Source organism: Rathayibacter rubneri (assembly GCF_023743255.1).
In the GTDB taxonomy this organism is placed as follows: domain Bacteria; phylum Actinomycetota; class Actinomycetes; order Actinomycetales; family Microbacteriaceae; genus Rathayibacter; species Rathayibacter rubneri.
Map to the genome: position 1 here is coordinate 1 of NZ_JAMRYM010000043.1, position 20,209 is coordinate 20,209.

Below are 20,209 nucleotides of genomic sequence, written 5' to 3' on the forward strand. Positions count from 1 at the left end.
GTGGTGCTCGGCTCGACCAACCTCGACCAGTTCGCGACCGGGCTCGTCGGCAGCCGCTCCCCGTATGGGGCGGTGCGGCACGCGGTCGACGAGTCGCGCATCTCCGGAGGCTCGTCGTCGGGGTCCGCGGTCGCCGTCGCCCTCGGCGCCGCGGACTTCGCGCTCGGGACCGACACGGCGGGCTCCGGGCGCGTGCCGGCCGCGTTCCACGGACTCGTGGGGCTGAAGCCGACGAAGGGCTGGGTCAGCGCGGCGGGCGTGGTGCCCGCGTGCCGCAGCCTCGACGTGGTGACGGTGATGGCCGCGGACCCCGCGGTGGCGCGCCGGGCGCTGGAGGTGATGGCGGGACCGGATGCGCGGGATCCGCTCAGCCGGGCGGGTGCCGCTCCGCTCCTCGAGAGCGCGCCCCGGATCGGCGTGCCGCTGCCCGGGCAGCTCGGCGAGCTCGCCCCCGGCTGGGCGGAGGCCTTCGACGCCGAGGTCGCGCGCTGGGCCGCGACGGGAGCCGAGGTCGTCGAGCTCGACATCGAGGTGTTCCTCGAGACCGCGCGCATGCTCTACGACGGCGCGTTCGTGGCCGAGCGCTACGCGGCCGTCGGCGCCTTCGTCGACGCGCACCCCCACGAGGTCGACCCGACCGTGGGTCGCATCATCGGCGCGGCGCGGGACCTTCCGGCCTGGAAGCTGTTCCAGGACCAGGAGCGCCTGGACCGCGCCCGCGTCGTCTCCGACGCGGTCTTCGAGCGGATCGACGCCCTGCTGCTGCCCACGACCGTCGAGCACCCGACGCTGGCGGCCGTGGCCGCGGATCCGATCGGCGTGAACTCGCGCCTGGGCCGCTTCACCAACTTCGCGAACCTGCTCGACCTGGCCGCCGTGGCCTACCCCGCCGGAGTCGTCGACGCCCTGCCGTTCGGCGTGCAGCTGATCGGCCCCGCCTTCACCGACTACCGGCTCGCCGACCTCGTCTGGAACCGCTCATGACCGTCCTCCTCGCCGTCGCCGGCGCCCACCTGACCGGCCAGCCGCTGAACGCGCAGCTCACGGACCGCGGAGCCGAGCTCGTCTCGACCACCACGACGAGCGCCGACTACCGCCTGGTCGCCCTCGCGACGACCCCGCCGAAGCCCGGAGTGGTGCGCGTCGCCGGCGGCTCGGCGCTCGAGGTGGAGGTGTGGCGGCTGGACGACGCCGCGTTCGGCTCGTTCGTCGCCGCGCTGCCGCAGCCGATGGCGATCGGGAAGGTGACGCTGGCAGACGGCTCGCTGGTGAGCGGGTTCCTGGTCGAGCCGATCGCCGTCGAGGGCGCCGAGGACATCACGCGCTTCGGCGGCTGGCGCGCGTACCTCGCGTCGCGCTGAGGGCGGGCCACGCTGGTCGAATAGCCCAGCGGGGGCCCCTCTCTCCGCTGGTCGAGTAGCCCCGCAGGGGCGTATCGAGACCCGCCACCGCCGGAGTCGCGGCCAGAGGAAGCGCACGCCCGGCGGAGGCGGATCTCGATACGGCCGCTGCGCGACCTACTCGATCAGCAGGGGTGGCGCCGGCGGGATCTCGATACGGCCGCTGCGCGGCCTACTCGATCAGCAGGGGCGGGACGCGCACCCATCCGTCTTCAATACTCGCTGCGCGGGGCTCTGCGGAGCCGTTCGCGACGGATCAGCGCCACTGCGCGGCAGGCGTCCCCCTCTCTCCGCTGGTCGAGTAGCCCCGCAGGGGCGTATCGAGACCCACCACCGCCGGACGCGCGGCAGCGAGAAGCGCACGCCCGGCGCGGGATCTCGATACGGCCGCTGCGCGACCTACTCGATCAGCGGGGGTGCGCGCAGGCCGATCTCGAGACGGCCGCTGCGCGGCCTACTCGATCAGCAGGAGTGCGCACGCGCCTGTCCACCATGAACGGTCCCCGCGCTCACGACGAGGCGCGGCGGTCCAGGTCCTTCACCACGCGGCCCGACTGCAGCACCATGCGCACCGCGTCCGGATCGGCGAGCGCCGAGACGTCCTCCAGCGGATCCACGGTCGTCACGACGAGGTCCGCGAGCTTCCCCGCCTCCACCGAGCCGAGGTGCGCGTCGAGCCCGAGCAGGCGCGCGCCACCCAGGGTGCCGGCGGTGATCGCGTCGAGCGGCGAGAGGCCGACGGCGACCAGCTGCTGCAGCTCGGCGAGGTTGGTGCCGTGCGGATGCACGCCCGCGTCGGTGCCGAGGGCGACCGGCACGCCCGCTGCGATTGCACGCCGCACCGAGTCGAGGCCCTGCTCGCGCAGGAGCGCGCGCTGGCGGAGACGCTCGGCCGTGGTCGTCACGGGGTCGAACTCGCGCACCAGGATGCTGAGCGTGGGCACCAGCACCGTGCCGTGCTCGAGCATCAGCGCGATCGTCTCGTCGCTGAGGTCGTAGCCGTGCTCGATGCTCGCTGCCCCGCCGAGGACCGCGGCCCGCGCCGCCCCGTCGCTCAGGGCGTGCGCGGTGATCGGGCGCCCGCCGCGCTCGTCGAGGAGGCGCGCGATCAGGCGCACCTGCTCCTCGGTGATCCCCACGTCGCGGGCGTCGTCGTTCGGCGAGCCGAGTCCTCCGGAGGTCGCGACCTTGATCACGTCCGCGCCGGTGCGCACGAGCGTGCGGATCATCCGGATCACGTCCTCGTCGGTGTCGACGACCCCGATCGGCGGCATGCCCGGTCGCACGGCCCAGGCCGGCAGGCTGCCGTTGCGGTGCTGCGGATCGGCGTGGCCGCCGGTCGGCGACAGCATCGACAGGGCGAGGTGCAGGCGCGGGCCCCCGACCGCGCCGCGCGCGACGGCCTCCCGATAGCCCGGCGAGAGACCGTCGAGGTCGCGCGCGGTGGTCACTCCCGCGTCGAGGGTGCGGCGGAGCAGGCCCGCGATCTCGAGCACGTCCTCCTCGGGGAACCGCTCGCGCTGGACGGCCGGCGGCACCGGCACCATCGCGAGGTGCACATGGGCGTCCACGAAGCCCGGCAGGAGGAACGCGCCCTCGAGATCGAGCACGGGAGCACCGCTCGGGGCCCGGCGCGGACCGGCGTAGACGATCACCCCGTCGCGGAGCTCGACCTCGGAGTCGACGAGCGGCGCGGCGCCCGTCCCGTCGAGCAGCGTCGCGCCGACGAGGCGGAGGACGCCGTCGGCGCGGGGGGTCAGCGGCAGGCGAGCAGTCATGGCGGTGGTTCCTTCTGCGGAGTGCGGTCGGTGCGCGGGCGGGCGCACGGGTGCGGGCGGCGGACGGGTGCGGGCGGCGGACGGGCGGACGGCGGTCCTCCGTCAGCCCGTCAGGCTGAATCCGGGCGAGCCCGGGTCGGCGTCGAGCAGCCGCCTGGTGTACCAGTGCTGCGGGTCGGAGTAGACGGCCTCGACCGTTCCGGCCTCGACCACCTCCCCGCGGTAGAGCACGACGATCTCGTCGCTCACCCGCTGGACGACGGCGAGGTTGTGCGAGATGAACATCATCGTGAGGCCGAGCGACTCCTTGATGCCGGCGAGCAGATCGAGGATCTGGCCCTGCACCGAGACGTCGAGCGCCGAGGTGATCTCGTCGGCGATCACGAAGGCGGGGTCGATGATCAGTCCGCGCGCCACGGCGACGCGTTGGCGCTGGCCGCCCGAGAACTCGTGCGGATAGCGGTGGCGCATGTCGGCGGTGAGGCCGACGCGCTCGAGCCACGAGACGATGAGCTCCTCGTGGCGCGCGACCCGCGGGCGGACCGGGTCGATCGCCTCGGCCAGCGTCTGCGCGATGGTGCGCCGCGGCGAGAGCGACGAGTAGGGATCCTGCGGGATCATCTGCGTGCGCCGGCGCGAGGCGTGCAGGGCCGAGCGGCTCGCCCCGACGACGTCGAGGCCGTCGATGCTCGCGCTGCCGGACTCCGCCTTGACCGAGCCGACGAGGACCTTCGCGAGCGTCGACTTGCCCGAGCCGGACTCGCCGACGACGCCGACCGTGCGGCCGCGCTCGAGCACCAGGTCGATCCCGTGCAGCACGCGGGTCGCGCCGAACGAGACGTCCAGGCCGTGGATCTCGACCATCGCGCTCACGGGCGCATCTCCTCGGACGTCGGGACGGCCGCCGCGGCCGGAGCGGCCGGCGCCTCGACGACGTGCACGACCGGGGTCGCCGCGAGCAGCTGGCGGGTGTACGGATGCGTCACGGTGTCCTCCGAGAGGTGGGCGATGTCGTCGATGCGCTCGACGACCCGGCCGTCCTTCATCACGAGCACGCGGTCGCACAGCGCCCGGACGACGCCGAGGTCGTGCGAGATGAACAGCACCGCGGTGCCCGACTCGTCGTTGAGCCTCTTGAGGACGGTCAGGACCTCCCGCTGCACGGTCACGTCGAGCGCGGTGGTGGGTTCGTCGGCGATGAGCAGATCGGGGTGCGCGCTCATCGCCGAGGCGATCATGGCGCGCTGCTTCATCCCTCCGGAGAGCTGGTGCGGGTACTGCCGCAGCCGCCCCTCGGGGTCGGACAGCAGCACGGAGCGGAACCCGCGCAGCAGCAGATCGAGGGCCGCGCGGCGGGTGCGCCGCAGGCGGATGCGGAGGACGTCGGTGAGCTGGGTGCCGAGCACCAGGGCCGGGTTCAGCGCGGTCCCGGGGTCCTGGTAGATCAGTCCGATCTTCGCGGCCAGCACCCGGTCGGGCACGGGGCCCAGCAGGTCGGTGCCGCCCAGCTCCAGGCGGCGCGCGGAGGCCTCGAGGCCCTCGCCGAGGAGCTTGGCGACGACCGACGCCGTCAGCGACTTGCCCGACCCCGATTCGCCGACGATGCCGAGGACCTCGCCCCGGCGGATCGTGAAGGAGAGGTCGGAGACCAGCTCCCGGCCGGTGGCCCCGTGCCTCACGGTGATGCCGTCGGCCACGAGCACCGCGTCGTGCTCGACGGCGAGGGTGCTCTCGCCCTCGCCGCGCACCATGCGGGCGCGGGTGGTGTTCGAGCGCGGGTTGGCGGCCGCGGCGAGGCCGTCGCCGACGAGCAGCGCGGCGAAGGAGGCGAGGGTCAGCGCGATCGCCGGGCCGAGGATCACGACCGGGTTCACCGAGATGCGGCTGAGCCCGTCGTTGAGCAGAGTGCCCCAGTCGAAGGCCGGCGTCTGGGCCCCGAGCCCGATGAACGAGAGGCCGGAGATCTCGACCAGCGCTCCCGAGAAGGCGCCGGCGACGAGGATAAGCGTCGGCTCGGACATGTTCGGCAGCACGTGGCGCACCGCGATCAGGTGCGCGGGCACGCCCATCAGCCGCGCCGTCGTCACGTACTCGCTCGACGCGATCTTCGCCGCGAGGTTGGCGGTGAGCCGCGCGAATCCGGCGACGTTCGCGACCGCGATCGCGACCACCACCTGCACCACTCCCTGCCCGAGGATCGCGGCGACGATGATCGCGACGAGCATGGTCGGGTAGCTCACGGCGAGCTCGATGGCCCGCAGCCCGAGCTCGCGGATGCGGCGCGGCGCGAGCCACACGCCGATCCCGAGGGCGATGCCCGCGAGGGCCGACAGCACGGTCGCGGCGAGCGCCATCAGCACCGTCGAGCGCGTCGCGACCAGCGTGCGGGCGAGCATGTCGCGGCCGAGGGTGTCGGTGCCGAGCGGATGATCGGCGGAGGACCCCTGGCTGGGCGAGCCGCCGAGGCCGGTGGCCTGGGCCTGCAGGGCGATCGGCGCGATGATCGCGGTGAGGGCGATGACGCCGAGGATCGAGAGGCCCACGACGAGGCCCGCGTTCCAGCGGAACGCGCGGGGCCGATCGGTCAGGGCGCGGACGGCGGGGAGGGACTCAGCCACGCTGCTCTCCGAGGGTGCGCGGGTCGATGAGACCCAGGACGATGTCGATCACGAGGGTGATGACGAGCGAGATCAGCCCGATGACGAAGACCGCCGCCCGGATCACCGGGTAGTCCTTGTCGATCGCGATCGCCTGCACGATCACGCCGCCCAGTCCCGGCCAGGCGAAGACCGCCTCGGTGATCAGGGCGGAGCCCAGCAGGGCCGTGAGGATGATGCCCGAGAGCGTCAGGGCCGTCGTGAGCAGGTTGGGCAGCATGTGCTTCGCGTAGAGCGTGAGCGCCGGCAGACGCCAGCCGCGGGCGGTGCGCATGTAGTCCTGCTCGAGGATCACGGCCGTCTCGCGGCGCACGATCCTCGCGACCGAGCAGGTCCCTCCGATGGTCAGCGAGGCGATCGGGAGGATCGCGGCCGTGCCGAACCCGTAGGCCGGCGAGTAGGCGGGCGGGAGCACCTTCAGCAGCACCGCGAAGACCACGACGAAGCCCGTCGCGAGGACGTAGGTGGGGATCGAGGAGACGAGGCCGGTCACCGTGCTGAAGAGCACGTCGAGCCAGCGGCGCCGGTCGCCGCGGGTGGCGACTCCGACCGCCGTGCCGAGCGCGAGACCCAGGATCAGCAGGAGCAGGACCGCGGCCAGCGTGATCGACAGCGTGTACGGCATGGCGGTCATGACCAGGTCCATCGCGGGGATGCGGTACCGGTAGGAGTCGCCGAAGTCGCCCTGCACCACCTGCACGAGGTAGGTCCACAGCTGCACGAGCACCGGCTGGTCGAGGCCGAGCTGCGTGCGCACGAGCTCCACCTGCGCGAGCGAGGCCGACTCCCCGGCGATCGCGATCGCCGGATCGCCCGGGATCAGCTGGACGATCAGGAAGGTCACCAGCACGAGGAGTGCGAGGTTGACCAGCAGACCGAGCCCGCGGCGCAGGAGGAACCGGCGCCACGCTCCGGTCAGGCTCGCGGCGCGGACGACGTCGCCCGGGCCGGGCACGGGTGCCGCGGCGGTCGTGGTGCTCATCGCTGTGTCTCCTCGTCGTGCGGGGCGGACGGTGGGTCGGGGGGACGGAGGGACGCCCCGGCACTCGGCCGGGGCGTCCCGAGTCGGATCAGGCCGTGATGCGCATGGCCGACGGGTCCCAGTAGCCCGAGAACACGTACGTGGCGAAGCCGGAGCGGGCGACGTAGCGGTGCGTGTCCGTGATCAGCGGGGTCATGTCGACGCGCTCGAGGATCGTCTCCTGGGCCGCGAGCAGGTTCTCGCACTGCGTGTCGGGGTCGGACGCGGCCATGGCCGCGTCGTAGAGCGCCACGCCCTCGGGATTGACGCTCGAGGACACGTTCGTGCCGCCCTCGGCGTAGGTCGGGCCGAGGTAGCGGGCGATCGAGGTGTGGATCAGACCGGGGCCGGCGTTCTCGGCCGCGACCGCGACGTCCCAGGTGCCGGGCTCGGTGCGCATCTGCTTCGTCCAGTCGGCGGGGTCGGGGGCCGAGACCGTGACCGTCGCTCCGGCGGCGCGCAGCGACTCCGCGAGGAAGTCGGCGGCCGGGTCCCAGTTCGACATGATCAGCAGGCGGATGGTCTGCCCGGTCAGCGCGGACGACGCCGCGGCGGGGTCGTACTCCTGCACCAGCGACTCGTCGTCGAGGGCGCAGCGGTAGGACGCCGCGTTGACCGTGTACTGCGGCACTCCGAGACCGTCGAGGCCGGCGGCGTTGAAGCCCTCGGTGTCGATGGCCTGGGCGACGGCCTCGCGCAGCTCCTGGTTCCCCTCGAAGACCGATCCGGAGCCGGCCGCCTCGTTGAAGACGAGGTTGTAGGCCGAGCTGGCGAAGGTCACCGTGGTGTACGCGTCGTCGTTCTCGAAGCGCAGCGCGTTGGAGTCGTAGAAGCGGGCGAGGTCGACACCGCCGGACTCGAGCAGGTTCGCGCTCGTGTTCGAGTCGGACTGCACGGTGAGGTTGATGGTCGTCGCGGGGACGCCCTCGACCTCCTCCCAGGCGGGCCAGGCGTCGTAGTCGTCGCGGAGCGTGTAGCTCGCGCTGACTCCGGCCGAGAGGTCGGAGAGCGTGTACGGACCGGACCAGGCTCCGTCGACCGTGCCCGCGGCGAGGCCCTCGGGGTCGGCGAGGCCGGCGGGGCAGATGATGCCGGTGCCCGGGCGGGTCATGCCGCCCAGGAGCTGCGAGTAGGGCTCGCTGAGCGCGACGGTGAGCGTCCCGGCGGCGTCGTCCGCGGTGAAGGTCGCGTCTCCGGACCCGAACGCCTGGTTCTTCCAGGTCTGGGCTCCCGCGTCCTCGAGGCCCGTGAGGTACTCGAAGGAGTCGGCCACGATGGTCGGCGTGATGGGGGTGCCGTCGGCGCAGGTGGCGTCGTCGCGCAGGGTGAAGACGTAGTCGGAGGCCGAGAGCGACTCCCACTCGGTGGCGAGACCGCCGATGTAGCCCTCGGTCTCGCCCTGGCGGAGCAGGGTGTCGAAGCCGAGTCGCGCGACGGTGACGTCGGCGTCGGCCGAGGCCTTCGCGGGGTCGAAGGTGGCGGGTGCGTACCAGAGCTCCGCGTTGATCGTGTCGGGCGCGGGAGCGTCGGCGTCGGGCTCGGCGCTCGAGGTCCCGCAGGCGCTGAGCGCGAGACTCGCGATCGCCGCCAGCGCGACACCGCCGAGCATGCTCTTCCTGACCATGGTGCTGTCCTCCAGGGGATTCGGGTGGTGCGTCGGGGCGGATCAGGGGCTGCGGGCGGGGCCCGGCGGCCGGGGGTCGAGGCAGGACGAGTAGCGCGTCTCGCCTGAACTTGGATCCAATGTAGCCGCGACCGCATCCAATTGTGTTTCGTCTGGATTACATCTGCCGTGCAGACGAGTACGCGAGCTCGCCGCCGACCTCCGTCCGCAGCACCCGCGCGGCACCGAACTCGTCCGGCGTGCACGAGAGCGGATCGACGTCCAGCTCGACCAGGTCGGCGAGGAGGCCGGGCCGGAGCAGGCCTCTGCTCCCCTCGGCGAACGAGGCGTGCGCAGCCCCGCGCGTGCAGGCCTCCACGGCCTCGACCACCGAGAGCGCCTGGGCGCCGCCCATGGGCCCCTCGAGGCCGCGCATCCGCCTGCCCGCCGCCATCGCGACGAGCGCCCGCGGATCGAACGGGAAGTACGGGGCGTCGGAGCCCATCGCGATCACCGCGCCCGAGTCGCGCCAGGCCCGCATCGGATTGACCTCCTCGACCCGCTCGCCCAGTCGCCGGGCGAGGCCGGCGGCGTTGCTCCAGGCGATGGAGGGCTGCAGGGACGCGACGACACCGAGTCGGGCGGCTCGTCCGAGGCTCGCCGCGGAGGGCTCGAGGTACGCGTGGATGAGCTGGCAGCGCAGCGGCTCGAGCACCTCGGCGGGCGCGGCGGCCTCGAGCGCGTCGAGCACCTCGGCGACCGCCCGGCTGCCCACGGCGTGCACGCCCAACCCCCAGCCCGCGGCGACGCAGGCCGCGGCGAGGCGCGCGAACTCCCCGGTCGGCAGGCGCTGGACGCCGTGGTCGCCGCCGGGCCAGGGCTCCTCGAGCAGCGCCTGCCCCTTCATGCCCTCGCCGTCGTAGTAGACCTTGATCGGTCCGAGGCGCAGCCGGTCGTCGCCGTCGCCCGTGACTCCGTCGATCCCCGCGAGCACCGCGAGCGCCTCGTCGACCCCGGGCACGGCGTCCGACCCGAGCTGCGGCCAGGGCATCGCCACCACCCGCAGGCTCAGCTCGCCCCGGCGGTGCGCCTCGCGGTAGGCGGCCAGCTCGTCGAGCGTGACGGCGGGATCGATCACTCCGGTGATCCCCATCGCGTGCAGGAGCGGCTGCACGCGCAGCAGCGCCGCGCGCCGATCGGCGGCACTGCGCCGACCCCCGCCGATCGGCGCAGTGCCGCCGAGCCAGTCGGGAGCGTCGGGATCGGCGTCCGCGTCGGCCAGCATCGCCGCCGAGAACGCGGCCGCGTCGGCCCCCTCCTCGAGGAGCTGCAGCGCCTTCAGCCCGGCTCGCTGGGCGTGGGAGTGCGCGTCGATGAAGCCCGGGAGGAGCACGCCCTCGAGCACCTCCTCGCGCGCGCCGGCCGGAGCGGCCGCCCGGACCTCGTCGACGGAGCCGACCGCTGCGATCCGCTCGCCGACGACCAGGAGCGCCTCGGCGACCGGGCGCTCCGGATCCATCGTGCGGATGCGGCCGATCAGGATCCGCGCCTCAGCCACGGCCGTCGAGCCAGTCGTGCACGTCGGCGGCCGTCACCAGCGCATCGCGCTGCAGGTACTCGATCGCCTCGAGAGCGGCGCCGTGCGCCCGCTCGCTCGAGCCCGCCACGCAGTCGGTGAGCACCCGCACCGCGTAGTCGTGCTGGTGCGCATCGGCCGCCGTGTAGTGGATGCAGACATCGGTGAGGCCGCCGACCAGCAGCAGCGTGCCGGCGCGGTAGGCCTTGAGCACGATCTCGAGCTCCGTGCCGAAGAAGGCGGAGTAGCGGCGCTTGCGGATCACGAACTCCTCGGGCCGCGGCTCGAGCCACGAGGCCAGCTCCGTCGCGGGGTCGCCCTCGAGGCAGTGCGGCCCCTCGGCCCCGTCGAGCTCTCGACCGATGTCGACCAGATCGCGCTTGTGCACCTCCTGGATGAAGACCACCGGCACGCCGCTGCTGCGGCAGTGGGCGATCAGGTCGCGCACACGCGGCACCCGCTCCTGCCTCCCGCTCATCACGGGGATGCCGGGCGTCGGCGCCGTCGAGGCGGCACCGCCTTGGATGTCGACGACGACGAGGACGGGGGTGCCGGAGACGGCGAGCATGCGGGTGGATCCTTCCGGTGGTGCGCGGAGTCGGGTGAGGTGCCCCCGCGACTCCGGCGGAACGGGGTGGTGACCGCCCTCGTTCCGCCCGGCCATTCTGGGATCCGGAGCGTTCCGGCGCGGGTCGGCACTGTTTCACCGAGGTAAAACCTCGGACTGCTCGGAATGTGGAGGAGCCTCCTCGAGGCGCTCCGGCTCAGACGGGTCGCGCAGCCCGCCGGCGACGGAACGGCAGCAGCTCGGCGACCGGCACCGGCGCGAAGGCGTCGTCGACGGCCACCCAGACCCGCGCCCCGGCTGCGTGGTCGCCGAGCAGCTCGGCGCACACGCCGCACGGCTCGATCAGGTGCCTGGTCCCTCCGGGCCGCTGCAGCACGCCCACGATCGAGACGACCGGCGACCCGGCGACGACCGCGGCGCTCAGGGCCGCCGACTCGGCGCAGACGGAGGCGCGCCCCGCGCCGGCCTCGACGTGCAGGCCTGTGACCACGCGGCCGTCCGCGAGGCGCAGGGCGGCCGCCACCTCGTGGATCCGCTCAGCGTAGAGCCTGTCGAGCAGCCCCGACGCGATGGCCAGCAGCTCGCGGTCGCCCTCGCCCATCGCCTCGGGCGGCCCGTCGAGGACCGGCCGGTCGGCGCTCACGACCAGCCCAGGATCCGCGCCATGTTGCCGCCCTCGACCAGTGCGCGGTCGGCCTCGTCCGGGATCGCCTTGGCGATCTTCATCCGCTCGAGGTCGAAATCGCTGCCCGGCCACTCCGAGCCCAGCAGGATCTTCTCGGCGCCCAGCCGCGCGTAGGCGCGCTTCACATCCGACATCAGCGTCGCCGACGTCTCGAGGTAGATGTGCGGGTTGCGCTCGGCGACGATGATCGCCTCGGGGACGTTCCAGACGGCTCCCATGTGGGCGATGATCGTCGGCACTCCCGGGAAGCCCTTCGCGATCTCCTCGATGGCGAACGGCGCGCAGAACGCGTCGTCGAGGGCGTTGATGAGCACGGGCAGTCCGAGCTCCTCGCAGACCGCGAAGAGCGGATCGAGCAGACCGTGATCGGCCACGTGGTAGCCGTGCAGGCTCGGGTGCAGCTTCAGTCCGACGAGGCCCGCGGCGGCGAAGCGCCGGATCTCGTCGACCGCGTTCTCCCCCTGCGGCATCACCTGGCCGAAGCCGAAGAGCCGGTCGGGGTGGGCGGCGACGAGGTCGATCAGGAAGTCGTTCTCGATGCCCTGGGCGAGCGAGCAGACCATCGCCCGGTTCACGCCCGCGGCGTCCATCCGGTCGAGGATGCGCTTGGGGTCGAAGGGCGTGTAGGCCGGGGGCTGCTCGCCGGGGCGGACTCCGCTGAGGTAGTCGCTGCGACCGCGGCGGTCCTGGGTGGTGTTGTAGGCGTCGATGATCATGCGGCGTGTCCTTCTGCGGGGGGTGCGGTCGTGGTGGCGGGCGGGGTCACGCGACGGACATCGCGCCCATCGCGACGATCCCGGCGAGGGAGGCGAGGCGGCGGGCGGTGTCGAGGCGGTCGGTCCGGTCGGCGAGGGCGGTGCGCGCGGCGACGACCGAGTAGGCGGCCACCCCGAGAGCGAGCGGCAGGGCGAGGGAGGAGTGGGCATGCGCGTGCGGCGAGGCGGCGGGCACCGCCGACAGCAGCACGAGCCCCGCCGCGAGCAGCATGCCGACGCCGTGCAGGGCGTCGGCGGAGTGGCGACGGGCCGTGCCGCGGCTCCGGCGGATCCGGTCGACGAGGGCCGCGATCACCGCGCATCCGGCCAGCAGGAGCGACCAGAGCGGAGCAGGGACGAGGTGGAGGGCGGGCACGTGCACGTCGAGCATCGCCGCGACCATCGCCGCTTCGGCGGCGAGCCAGGTGCGGCCGATCCTCCGACGACCGGCGACGCCCAGCGCGAGGGATGCGAGCGCCGTGAGCAGCACGACGACGAGCAGTGCGGTCACACCGGCCTCCTGCTCGTGGTCGAGAGGAGCACGTCGCTCCTGATTGGATCCAATCGTAGGTGCTACGGATCCATCCGGTCAACGAGCCGCGTCATCGAGGGGTGCCGGTGCTGTCGGCGGCTCGAAGAAGGGATCCATCCGATGCCATGATTGGATCCCGGCCGAGTTCGCGGCCGTCCGATCAGAGGGGATCACGACGTGACCACCCAGGGCGACAACGCACTCGTGGACGATCTCGCGGCCCGCATCCGCGCCAAGATCATGTCCGGCGAGATCCCCATCGGCGCCCCGCTGCGCCAGGCCGATCTCGCCTCGCAGTTCGGCATCAGCCGGACCCCCGTGCGCGAAGCGCTGCGCCAGCTGCAGACCGGCGGGCTGATCGAGGTCGTCCCCAACCGCGGAGCCGTCGTCCGGGTCCCCGTGCCGTGGGAGGTCCGCGAGGCGTACGAGGTCCGCGCGGAGCTCGAGTCCCTCGCCGCCCGCCGCGCCGTCGACCGGCTGGACGACGCGACCATCGCCGAGCTGCGCTCCGTCAACGCCGCGATGTACGAGCGCTCGCTGGCGGTCGCGGCCGGCACCGCGACCGAGCGCGACGGCAGCGCCAACGACCAGTTCCACGGGCTGATCTACCAGGCGTCGGGCAACACCCGCCTCGGCCGGATGCTCGTCGAGATCAACGACGCGTTCCCGCGCAACGTCTCGGGCCTCGTCCTGCGCGAGAACTCGCGCCACCGCGAGGAGAACTTCCGCGAGCACGAGGAGATCGTCGACGCCTTCGTCGCCGGCGACCACGACCGCGCGGCCGGCATCATGCGCGAGCACGTGCTGCGCGCCGGCGAGCACCTCGCCCACTGGTACGAGCGCCGCTCGTCCACGGTGTTCACGGGCTGACGGCGCGGTTCCGGAGTCGCGTCCCCCGGGCGGGGCCGGAGCCGCGCTCGCGGACCGCCGAGCTCACCCCGTCCTCCGTCGCGAACGGCTGCCTGCCGCCCGCCGTCCGTCACGAACGGCCCCTCGCGCACCGTCCGGACGACCGCTCCCGACCGATCGACGACCCGCTCCCGACCACCCGCTCCCGACGAAGCGCGACCGAGGGCTGCTCAGAGCCGTCCGAGCACGTCGATGTCCTCGAGGAACTCGGCGTTGACCTCGGCCGACACCGTCGCACGGGTCGCGGCGATCGCGGTGACGTAGTCCTCGAGCGACGGGCCGCGCGCCGCGTCCGCCCCCGCGTAGACCGCGTGCTCGAGGGCCGACTGCGACGCCTTCCGCGCGGCGTACTCGATGTCGGCGGGCGAGAACCCCTCGGTTGAGGCGACCAGCACCCCCACGTCGACGCCGACCGACTCCGCCGGGATGTACCGCCGCCAGATCGCGTCGCGCGCCTCCGAGTCCGGCAGCCCGATCGGGATCACGTAGTCGAAGCGGCCGTGGCGGAGGAACGCGGAGTCGAGGGAGCGGATGAAGTTGGTCGCGCAGATCAGCAGCCGATCGCTCTGCTCGCGGAAGGCCGGAATGATCTTGAGCAGCTCGTTCGTCACGCCCTGCGTCGGGGAGGGCGGCTCGCCCTGACGGTGCGACGCGATCTCCTCGACCTCGTCGATGAAGACGACCGCGCGCTCGAGCTCCGACACCGTCAGGAACGTCTCGCGCAGCGCACCGGCGAGGCCCTTCGGGTCGGCGGCGAGGCGCGAGGGGAACACCTCGACGAACGACCACTCCAGCCGCGACGCGATCGCCTTCGCGAAGGTCGTCTTGCCGGTGCCGGGCGGGCCGAACAGCACCACCGCGCGCGGCGGCGCCACTCCGAAGCGCTCGGCGAGCTCGGGCTGCGCCAGGGGCATCACGAGCCGGCGCTCGAGCAGGTCCTTCTCGGCGGTCATGCCGCCGACCTGGTCCCAGAGGCCCCGCGGCAGGACGCGCCCGCCGAGCTCGGCCAGCAGGGTCAGCTCCTCGCGCTGCACCGGGATCCTCCGCTCGAAGTAGTGCAGGTTCTGCTTCTGCTCGAAGCCCTGCCGGAGGAACGCCCCGGTCCGCGTCTCGGCCGCCGGCATCAGCGCCGACAGCTTCGACACCCCCGTCGGCGCCATCCGCGCCTCGAGGGCGGCGAGGAGCGACGAGCCGATGCCGCGCCCGCGCGCCTCCGGGGCCGTCGCGAGGAACACGACCCAGCCCTGCGCGTGCGCCGCCCGGCCGACCGCCGCGCCGACGACGTGGTCGCCCTCGACGGCGACGACCGCGTGGTCCTTCGCGCACGACGCGAGCACCTCGGCCAGGTTGTAGACGGGCTCGGCGTCGGCGGCCGTCACGAGCTCCCACAGGCGCAGGATCCCGTCGACGTCCTCGGCGTGGTGGTCGCGGATGCGCCAGCCGGTCATGCCGCTCCCTCCGCGGCGTGCCGGGGCAGCCGATCGCGGTCGTAGGTGATGGTGCTGTAGCCGTGCGGCTGGGGCGCGCCGCTCTCGTCGAGGCTGACGAAGACGATCCGGTCGATCGCGAGGATGCTGCAGCGGGTGACCATGTTGCGCACCTCCGCGCGCATGGTGAGGGAGGTGCGCCCGAAGCCGGTCGCGCGCAGGCCCATCTCGATCAGGTCGCCCTGGACGGCGGAGGAGACGAAGTCGATCTCGGAGATGAACTTCGTCACGGCGCGGGGATTGCCGAGCTGGAGGATGGCGTAGATCGCGGCCTCCTCGTCGATCCAGCGCAGCAGGCTGCCGCCGAAGAGGCTGCCGTTGGCGTTGAGGTCCTCCGGCCGCACCCAGCGGCGGGAGCGGAACGTGATGTCCTGCTCGTCGGTGTCGCGGGTCACGGCGCGGGCCGGATCAGATCGCGGGCAGCAGGACGTCGCGCACGAGCGCGTCCAGCTTCGCGTCGGCCTCGAGGAACTGCCGCAGCGTCCGGCGCACCGCGCCGAAGTCGTCGAACTCCTCGATCGTCATGCCGTCCTCGAAGTAGGCGCGGTGGAACTCGGGCACGCGCTCGAGGAGCGTGTCGAGGATCTCGGGCGCGACCGGCACGTCGATGCGGTGCAGGTCGACGGGCAGCTCGTTCTCGTTGATGAGGACCTGCCACTCGAAGGGCGGGGAGACCACGAGGTCGCCGCCGATCAGCTCCGACCACTGCAGGTGGTTGCGGAACGCGGCCGAGAGCACGCGGGAGCGGTAGCCGCGCTCCTGGAAGATCCGGTACGCCTCCTTCAGGGCGGCGACGCCGGCCCACTCGAGCACGCCCGGGTCGACGAGGATGCGGTTGGCGGCGACGCTCGCCTTCATCCAGTCGTCGAGCCGGCCGCCCATGATCGTGACGACCGAGCCGAACTCGCGCTCCGGCTCGCCGTCGGCGGCGCGGCGGTCGAGGCCGCGCTCGATCGCCTCGGCGACGGCGACCGCCTGCGCCACGGTGAACGAGACGGTGGCGTTGATGCTGACGCCGCGGTAGGTCGCCTCCTCGATGGCGCGGATGCCGTTCGCGGTCGCGGGGATCTTCACGATGATGTTCTCGGCGAGGTTCGAGAACCGCACCGCCTGCTCGACGAGCGCGTCGACGTCGCGGTGCAGGCGCGGGTCCGTCTGCACCGAGAGGCGGCCGTTGCGCCCACCGCTCTCGCGGAACGCCGGCAGCAGGAGGGACGCGGCCTGCACCGAGAGCTCCTCGATCGCGAGCCAGCCCAGCTCGCTCTCGCCCGCGGTCGGGTGCTCGAGCGCCAGCTCGGCGAGGCGGGGGCCCCAGACGTCGAGGTTGCGCTGGATCGTGGTGAAGGCGATGACCGGGTTGCAGGTCGCGCCGACGGCGCCGAAGCTCAGCGAGCGGGCGAGCTCGATCGGGTCGGCGGAGTCGTTCCAGAGGCTGGTCGGGCTGCCCTCGGCGGCGGTGCGCAGCGGCAGGGTGGTGGTCGCGGTCTCGCTCAATGTCTTCTCCGATGAAGGTGCGGCGCGGAGCGCCTGCGGGCGGAATAGCGTCAGCATAACTCCTGACGTCAGATTGTCAGAACAAATTGCGCGAGAAATCTCGTCGAGGTGACATGGATGCCGATATGTCAGCCCTACTATTGACAGGACATCCCTACGTCCTCGAGGAGACCACCATGGCCCAGGCCGAGCAGACCCTGCCCGTCGAGCTGTTCCTGGGGCTCGACCGGTCCAGCCCCGTGCCGCTCTACCACCAGATCGCGAACCTCCTCGAGAGCGCGATCCTCGACGAGACGCTGCCCGCCGGCGCGCGCCTCGAGAACGAGGTGGCGCTGGGAGCGCGCCTGGGCCTCTCGCGCCCCACGATCCGCCGGGCGATCCAGGACCTCGTCGACAAGGGCCTGCTGGTGCGCCGCCGCGGCATCGGCACGCAGGTCGTGCACGGCAAGGTCACGCGCAACGTCGAGCTCACGAGCCTCTACGAGGACCTCGAGCGCACGGGCCAGAAGCCCGCCACCGAGGTCCTGACCTCCTCGATCGGCGTCGCCGACGAGACCGCCGCCGAGGCGCTCGGCGTCGCTCCCGGCAGCCCGGTCGTGCACCTCAAGCGACTGCGCACGGCCGACGGCGTGCCGATCGCGATCCTCGACAACGTGCTGCCCGCCGACTTCACCGACCTGGACCTCTCGGCCCTCGAGAACCACGGCCTCTACCAGCTGCTGCGCGCCCGCGGAGTGACGATGCGCGTCGCGAAGCAGCGGATCGGTGCGCGCGGGGCCACCTCCTCCGAGGCCCAGCTGCTCGACCTGCGCAAGGGCGCCGCGGTGCTCACGATGTCGCGCACCGCGTTCGACACCTCGGGTCGCGCCGTGGAGTTCGGCCAGCACTGCTACCGGCCCGACCTCTACTCGTTCGAGGTCACGCTCGTCGACCGGTAGTCGGCGCGAGCACGACGAAGGGGGCCCCGATCGGAGGCCCCCTTCGTCGTGTCCGGCGTCAGCGGCGCGCGGGCTCCACGACCGGGATCGCCTGCGTGCGGAAGTCGGTCTCGATGTCCTCGAGCGAGCGTCCCTTGGTCTCGGGGACCGCCTTGAAGACGAAGAACAGCGACACGAGGTTGATCGCGACGAAGAGCGCGAAGGTGCCCGTCGAGCCCAGGGCCGCGTTCACGATGGGGAACGCGAATGAGATGACCGCGTTGACGGTCCAGAGCACGAACACCGCGATGCCCATCGCGAAGCCGCGGATCGCGAGCGGGAAGATCTCGGAGAGCAGCAGCCACACGCAGGTGCCGATGAAGCACTGCACGAAGGCCACGAAGAGCATCATCGCCGCGAGGATCAGGTAGCTGACCGCGTCGGACTGCGGCAGCGTGAAGATGACGGCCAGCAGCGCCTGCGCTCCGACCACGCCCGAGAACCCGATGATGAGCATCTTCCGGCGGCCGATGTAGCCCAGCAGGACGATGCCGAGGATCGTCGTGACGACCGAGGTCACGCCCACGCCGATGGTCGCCACCAGCGCGGCGCTCACCCCGAGGCCGCTGTTCTCGAGGATCGTCGGCGCGTAGTAGTTGACCGTGTTGATGCCCGTGGCCTGCTGCACGGTCGCCAGACCGCAGCCGACGTAGAGCAGTCGTCGCATCCAGCGGTTCTCGCGCAGGTCGCGCAGCGCGCGGCCCTTCTCGTTGCCGGCGAGACGCGAGGACTCCGCGATCTCGTCGTACTCCCGGGCCGACTCCTCCGGCTCGCGGCTGAGGTCGAGGATCCGCTTGGAGTCGGCCAGTCGGCCCTGGATCGCGAACCAGCGCGGCGACTCCGGCAGCACGAGCATGCCGATCAGCAGAGCGATCGCGGGGATCGACGCCACCGCGAGCATCACGCGCCACACTCCCGGGTCCTGGATGAGCGCGTCGAGGAGGGCGTTGATCGCGAACGCGGCCATCTGGCCCGTCACGATCATCAGCTCGTTGATGGTGACCATGCGGCCGCGGCGGTTCGCGGGGGCCATCTCGGCCAGGTACAGCGGCACGGTGACGGCGGCGGCGCCGACTCCGAGGCCCAGGACGACGCGGGCGAGGATCATCAGCGGCACGTTGGGGGCCAGCGCGCAGCTGATCGCCCCGATCAGGAAGAGGACGCTGCAGACCAGGAGGGTGCCGCGCCGGCCGAGCTTGTCGGCGAGGCGCCCGCCGATCAGGGCGCCTCCCGCCGCTCCGGGGAACAGGAGCGAGGAGACGACGAGCGCCTCCTCGACCGAGCTCATCTCGAGCGCGTCCTTCATGTAGAGCAGGGCGCCGGAGATGACGCCGGTGTCGTAGCCGAAGAGGAGGCCGCCGAGGGTCGAGATGATGGTCAACCGCGTGAGGTAGCCGCGGGACGCGCCCTGGCGCCGGGCCGGCGGTGCTGATGACAACGACATTGTTCGTCCTTTGCTGAGAGGTCGGACCGCAGGCGGGGACGGTGGCGTCGGGGCCGGGAGTTGCGCAGCCGATCGCGGAGAGTCGCCTCGGGCGAGTGCCGCCAGTGTAGGCACCGTCAGCTCTTAATGTCCAGACATTATGCTTCGGCAGACGTAGAGCGGCGGAATCGCTCGCGAGGAGGAAGAGGGATCATGCGCATCGGACTCGTCGGCTACGGCACGGGCGGCCGCTTCTTCCACGCCCCGTTCCTCCGCGTCGCCGAAGAGGTCGATCTGGTCGGCGTCGTCGCCCGGTCGCCCCGACGTCGTGCCCAGGCCGAGCAGGAGCTCCCCGGAGTCCCCCTCTACAGGAGCCAGGCCGAGCTGCTGGCGGCCGGCGTCGACGCCGTCACGATCACCACCCCGCCCGAGACGCGGCGCGAGCTCGTGCTCGAGGCGATCGCCGCCGGGGTCCACGTGGTGGCCGACAAGCCGTTCGCGCCGACCGCGGCCGACGGGCGCGCCCTCGCCGGGGCCGCCGCCCGGGCCGGGGTGGTGCTGAACGTGTTCCACAACCGGCGCTTCGACGCCGACGTACGCACCCTCGAGGCGGTCCTGGCCTCCGGACGCCTGGGCGAGGTGTGGCGGGTGAGCTCCCGCTTCGACCTCGACGACGCCGACGGCCTCGACCGCGGCCCCCTCGGCGGGATGCTCCGCGACGTCGGCAGCCACGTCGTCGACCAGATGCTCCACCTGCTCGGCCCGGCCGCGCGGGTGACCGCACGCCTCGACCACATCGGCGAGCCCGGCGAACGCACCGATGCCGGTTTCCTCGTGACGATCGACCACGTCGGCGGTGCGACCTCGAGCATCTCCTCGAGCAAGCTGCACCGCCTCAGCCAGCGCGAGCTCGTCGCCTACGGATCGCTCGGGGGCTACCGCTCCGACGGCACCGACGTCCAGGCGCAGGCGGTCTTCGCCGGACACCGGCCGCTCGACGATCCCGAGGGCTGGGGGTACGAGAGCGAGGACCGCTGGGGCGTGCTCTCGACGGCCGCGGGGACCGAGCGCATCCCCTCCGAGAAGGGCGACTACGCCGAGTTCTACCGCAGGTTCGCCGCGGCGGTCGCCGGTCGCGGGCCCGAGCCGGTCCCGGCGCTCGAGGCCGTCGCGACGCTGGAGGCGCTCGACGCGGCCCGCGAGAGCGACCGCCTGGGCCGCACGGTCGTGCTCGCCGAGCACAGCATGACGGTGCGTGACAGCGGAGGCGTTCTGCTGTAACGTCGTGCATATGTCAGCACAAAGGCTGACGGCTCCACAGGATCGCGATCACCGCGACGACGA

The 20,209-nt window shown here is 72.6% G+C and carries 19 protein-coding genes; 5 read left to right on the forward strand and 14 right to left on the reverse strand.

The window, feature by feature from the left end:
• Nucleotides 1-984, forward strand: a 984-nt coding sequence (locus tag NB037_RS10945; RefSeq protein WP_251945689.1) for an amidase family protein, incomplete at its 5' end; no start/stop codon positions are given.
• The gene (locus NB037_RS10950; RefSeq protein WP_251945690.1) at nt 981-1,361 is read left to right on the forward strand and encodes an allophanate hydrolase-related protein; all 381 of its coding nucleotides are present in this window, start codon (nt 981-983) and stop codon (nt 1,359-1,361) included. The genes NB037_RS10945 and NB037_RS10950, both read left to right, overlap by 4 nt.
• 548 nt (nt 1,362-1,909) lie before the next feature.
• On the opposite strand, the gene NB037_RS10955 is transcribed toward NB037_RS10950, so the two are convergent.
• The 10 genes from NB037_RS10955 to NB037_RS11000 form a co-directional block, all read right to left on the reverse strand.
• Complete coding sequence (locus tag NB037_RS10955; RefSeq protein WP_251945691.1) at nt 1,910-3,178, reverse strand: metal-dependent hydrolase family protein; 1,269 nt, start codon at nt 3,176-3,178, stop codon at nt 1,910-1,912.
• A gap of 102 nt (nt 3,179-3,280) precedes the next feature.
• The gene (locus NB037_RS10960) at nt 3,281-4,042 is read right to left on the reverse strand and encodes an ABC transporter ATP-binding protein (protein WP_251945716.1); all 762 of its coding nucleotides are present in this window, start codon (nt 4,040-4,042) and stop codon (nt 3,281-3,283) included.
• A 5-nt stretch (nt 4,043-4,047) separates the two neighbouring features.
• Nucleotides 4,048-5,796 carry an ATP-binding cassette domain-containing protein gene (locus NB037_RS10965; RefSeq protein WP_251945692.1) on the reverse strand — a complete coding sequence of 583 codons (1,749 nt, stop codon included), beginning with the start codon at nt 5,794-5,796 and terminating at the stop codon, nt 4,048-4,050.
• A complete protein-coding gene (locus NB037_RS10970) occupies nt 5,789-6,817 on the reverse strand; it encodes an ABC transporter permease (RefSeq protein WP_251945693.1) in 1,029 nt (342 codons plus the stop codon). The genes NB037_RS10965 and NB037_RS10970 overlap by 8 nt, the downstream gene beginning before the upstream one ends.
• Nucleotides 6,818-6,905: 88 nt before the next feature.
• Complete coding sequence (locus tag NB037_RS10975; protein WP_251945694.1) at nt 6,906-8,480, reverse strand: ABC transporter substrate-binding protein; 1,575 nt, start codon at nt 8,478-8,480, stop codon at nt 6,906-6,908.
• 157 nt (nt 8,481-8,637) lie between these two features.
• The gene (locus NB037_RS10980) at nt 8,638-10,017 is read right to left on the reverse strand and encodes an amidohydrolase (protein ID WP_251945695.1); all 1,380 of its coding nucleotides are present in this window, start codon (nt 10,015-10,017) and stop codon (nt 8,638-8,640) included.
• Nucleotides 10,010-10,603: a cysteine hydrolase family protein gene (locus tag NB037_RS10985; protein ID WP_251945696.1), complete on the reverse strand. Its 594-nt coding sequence runs from the start codon at nt 10,601-10,603 to the stop codon at nt 10,010-10,012. The genes NB037_RS10980 and NB037_RS10985 overlap by 8 nt, the downstream gene beginning before the upstream one ends.
• A 196-nt stretch (nt 10,604-10,799) precedes the next feature.
• Complete coding sequence (locus NB037_RS10990) at nt 10,800-11,246, reverse strand: cytidine/deoxycytidylate deaminase family protein (RefSeq protein WP_251945697.1); 447 nt, start codon at nt 11,244-11,246, stop codon at nt 10,800-10,802.
• On the reverse strand, nt 11,243-12,004 hold the full coding sequence (locus NB037_RS10995; protein ID WP_251945698.1) for an amidohydrolase family protein: 762 nt from the start codon (nt 12,002-12,004) through the stop codon (nt 11,243-11,245). Before NB037_RS10995 ends, NB037_RS10990 begins: the two co-directional genes overlap by 4 nt.
• Before the next feature lie 46 nt (nt 12,005-12,050).
• Complete coding sequence (locus NB037_RS11000) at nt 12,051-12,554, reverse strand: hypothetical protein (RefSeq protein WP_251945700.1); 504 nt, start codon at nt 12,552-12,554, stop codon at nt 12,051-12,053.
• Between the two features lie 198 nt (nt 12,555-12,752).
• On the opposite strand from NB037_RS11000, the gene NB037_RS11005 reads away from it, so the two are divergent.
• A complete protein-coding gene (locus NB037_RS11005) occupies nt 12,753-13,445 on the forward strand; it encodes a GntR family transcriptional regulator (RefSeq protein ID WP_207403693.1) in 693 nt (230 codons plus the stop codon).
• A gap of 209 nt (nt 13,446-13,654) precedes the next feature.
• Here NB037_RS11005 and NB037_RS11010 read toward each other — a convergent pair whose 3' ends face one another.
• The 3 genes from NB037_RS11010 to NB037_RS11020 are packed head-to-tail and all read right to left on the reverse strand — an operon-like array spanning nt 13,655 to nt 16,465.
• Nucleotides 13,655-14,932: an ATP-binding protein gene (locus tag NB037_RS11010; protein ID WP_251945702.1), complete on the reverse strand. Its 1,278-nt coding sequence runs from the start codon at nt 14,930-14,932 to the stop codon at nt 13,655-13,657.
• Nucleotides 14,929-15,366 (reverse strand): acyl-CoA thioesterase, encoded by a 438-nt coding sequence (locus tag NB037_RS11015; protein ID WP_251945703.1) that lies wholly within the window; start codon nt 15,364-15,366, stop codon nt 14,929-14,931. The genes NB037_RS11010 and NB037_RS11015 overlap by 4 nt, the downstream gene beginning before the upstream one ends.
• Before the next feature lie 13 nt (nt 15,367-15,379).
• Nucleotides 15,380-16,465 (reverse strand): transaldolase family protein, encoded by a 1,086-nt coding sequence (locus tag NB037_RS11020; protein ID WP_251945704.1) that lies wholly within the window; start codon nt 16,463-16,465, stop codon nt 15,380-15,382.
• Between the two features lie 176 nt (nt 16,466-16,641).
• Between NB037_RS11020 and NB037_RS11025 the strand changes: the two genes are divergently transcribed.
• Complete coding sequence (locus NB037_RS11025) at nt 16,642-17,403, forward strand: GntR family transcriptional regulator (RefSeq protein WP_251945705.1); 762 nt, start codon at nt 16,642-16,644, stop codon at nt 17,401-17,403.
• Nucleotides 17,404-17,461: 58 nt separating this feature from the next.
• Here NB037_RS11025 and NB037_RS11030 read toward each other — a convergent pair whose 3' ends face one another.
• Nucleotides 17,462-18,886, reverse strand: coding sequence for a sugar porter family MFS transporter (locus tag NB037_RS11030; protein ID WP_251945706.1), 1,425 nt, complete (start codon nt 18,884-18,886; stop codon nt 17,462-17,464).
• A gap of 192 nt (nt 18,887-19,078) precedes the next feature.
• On the opposite strand from NB037_RS11030, the gene NB037_RS11035 reads away from it, so the two are divergent.
• Nucleotides 19,079-20,146, forward strand: coding sequence for a Gfo/Idh/MocA family protein (locus NB037_RS11035; RefSeq protein ID WP_251945707.1), 1,068 nt, complete (start codon nt 19,079-19,081; stop codon nt 20,144-20,146).
• Nucleotides 20,147-20,209: the final 63 nt, after the last annotated feature.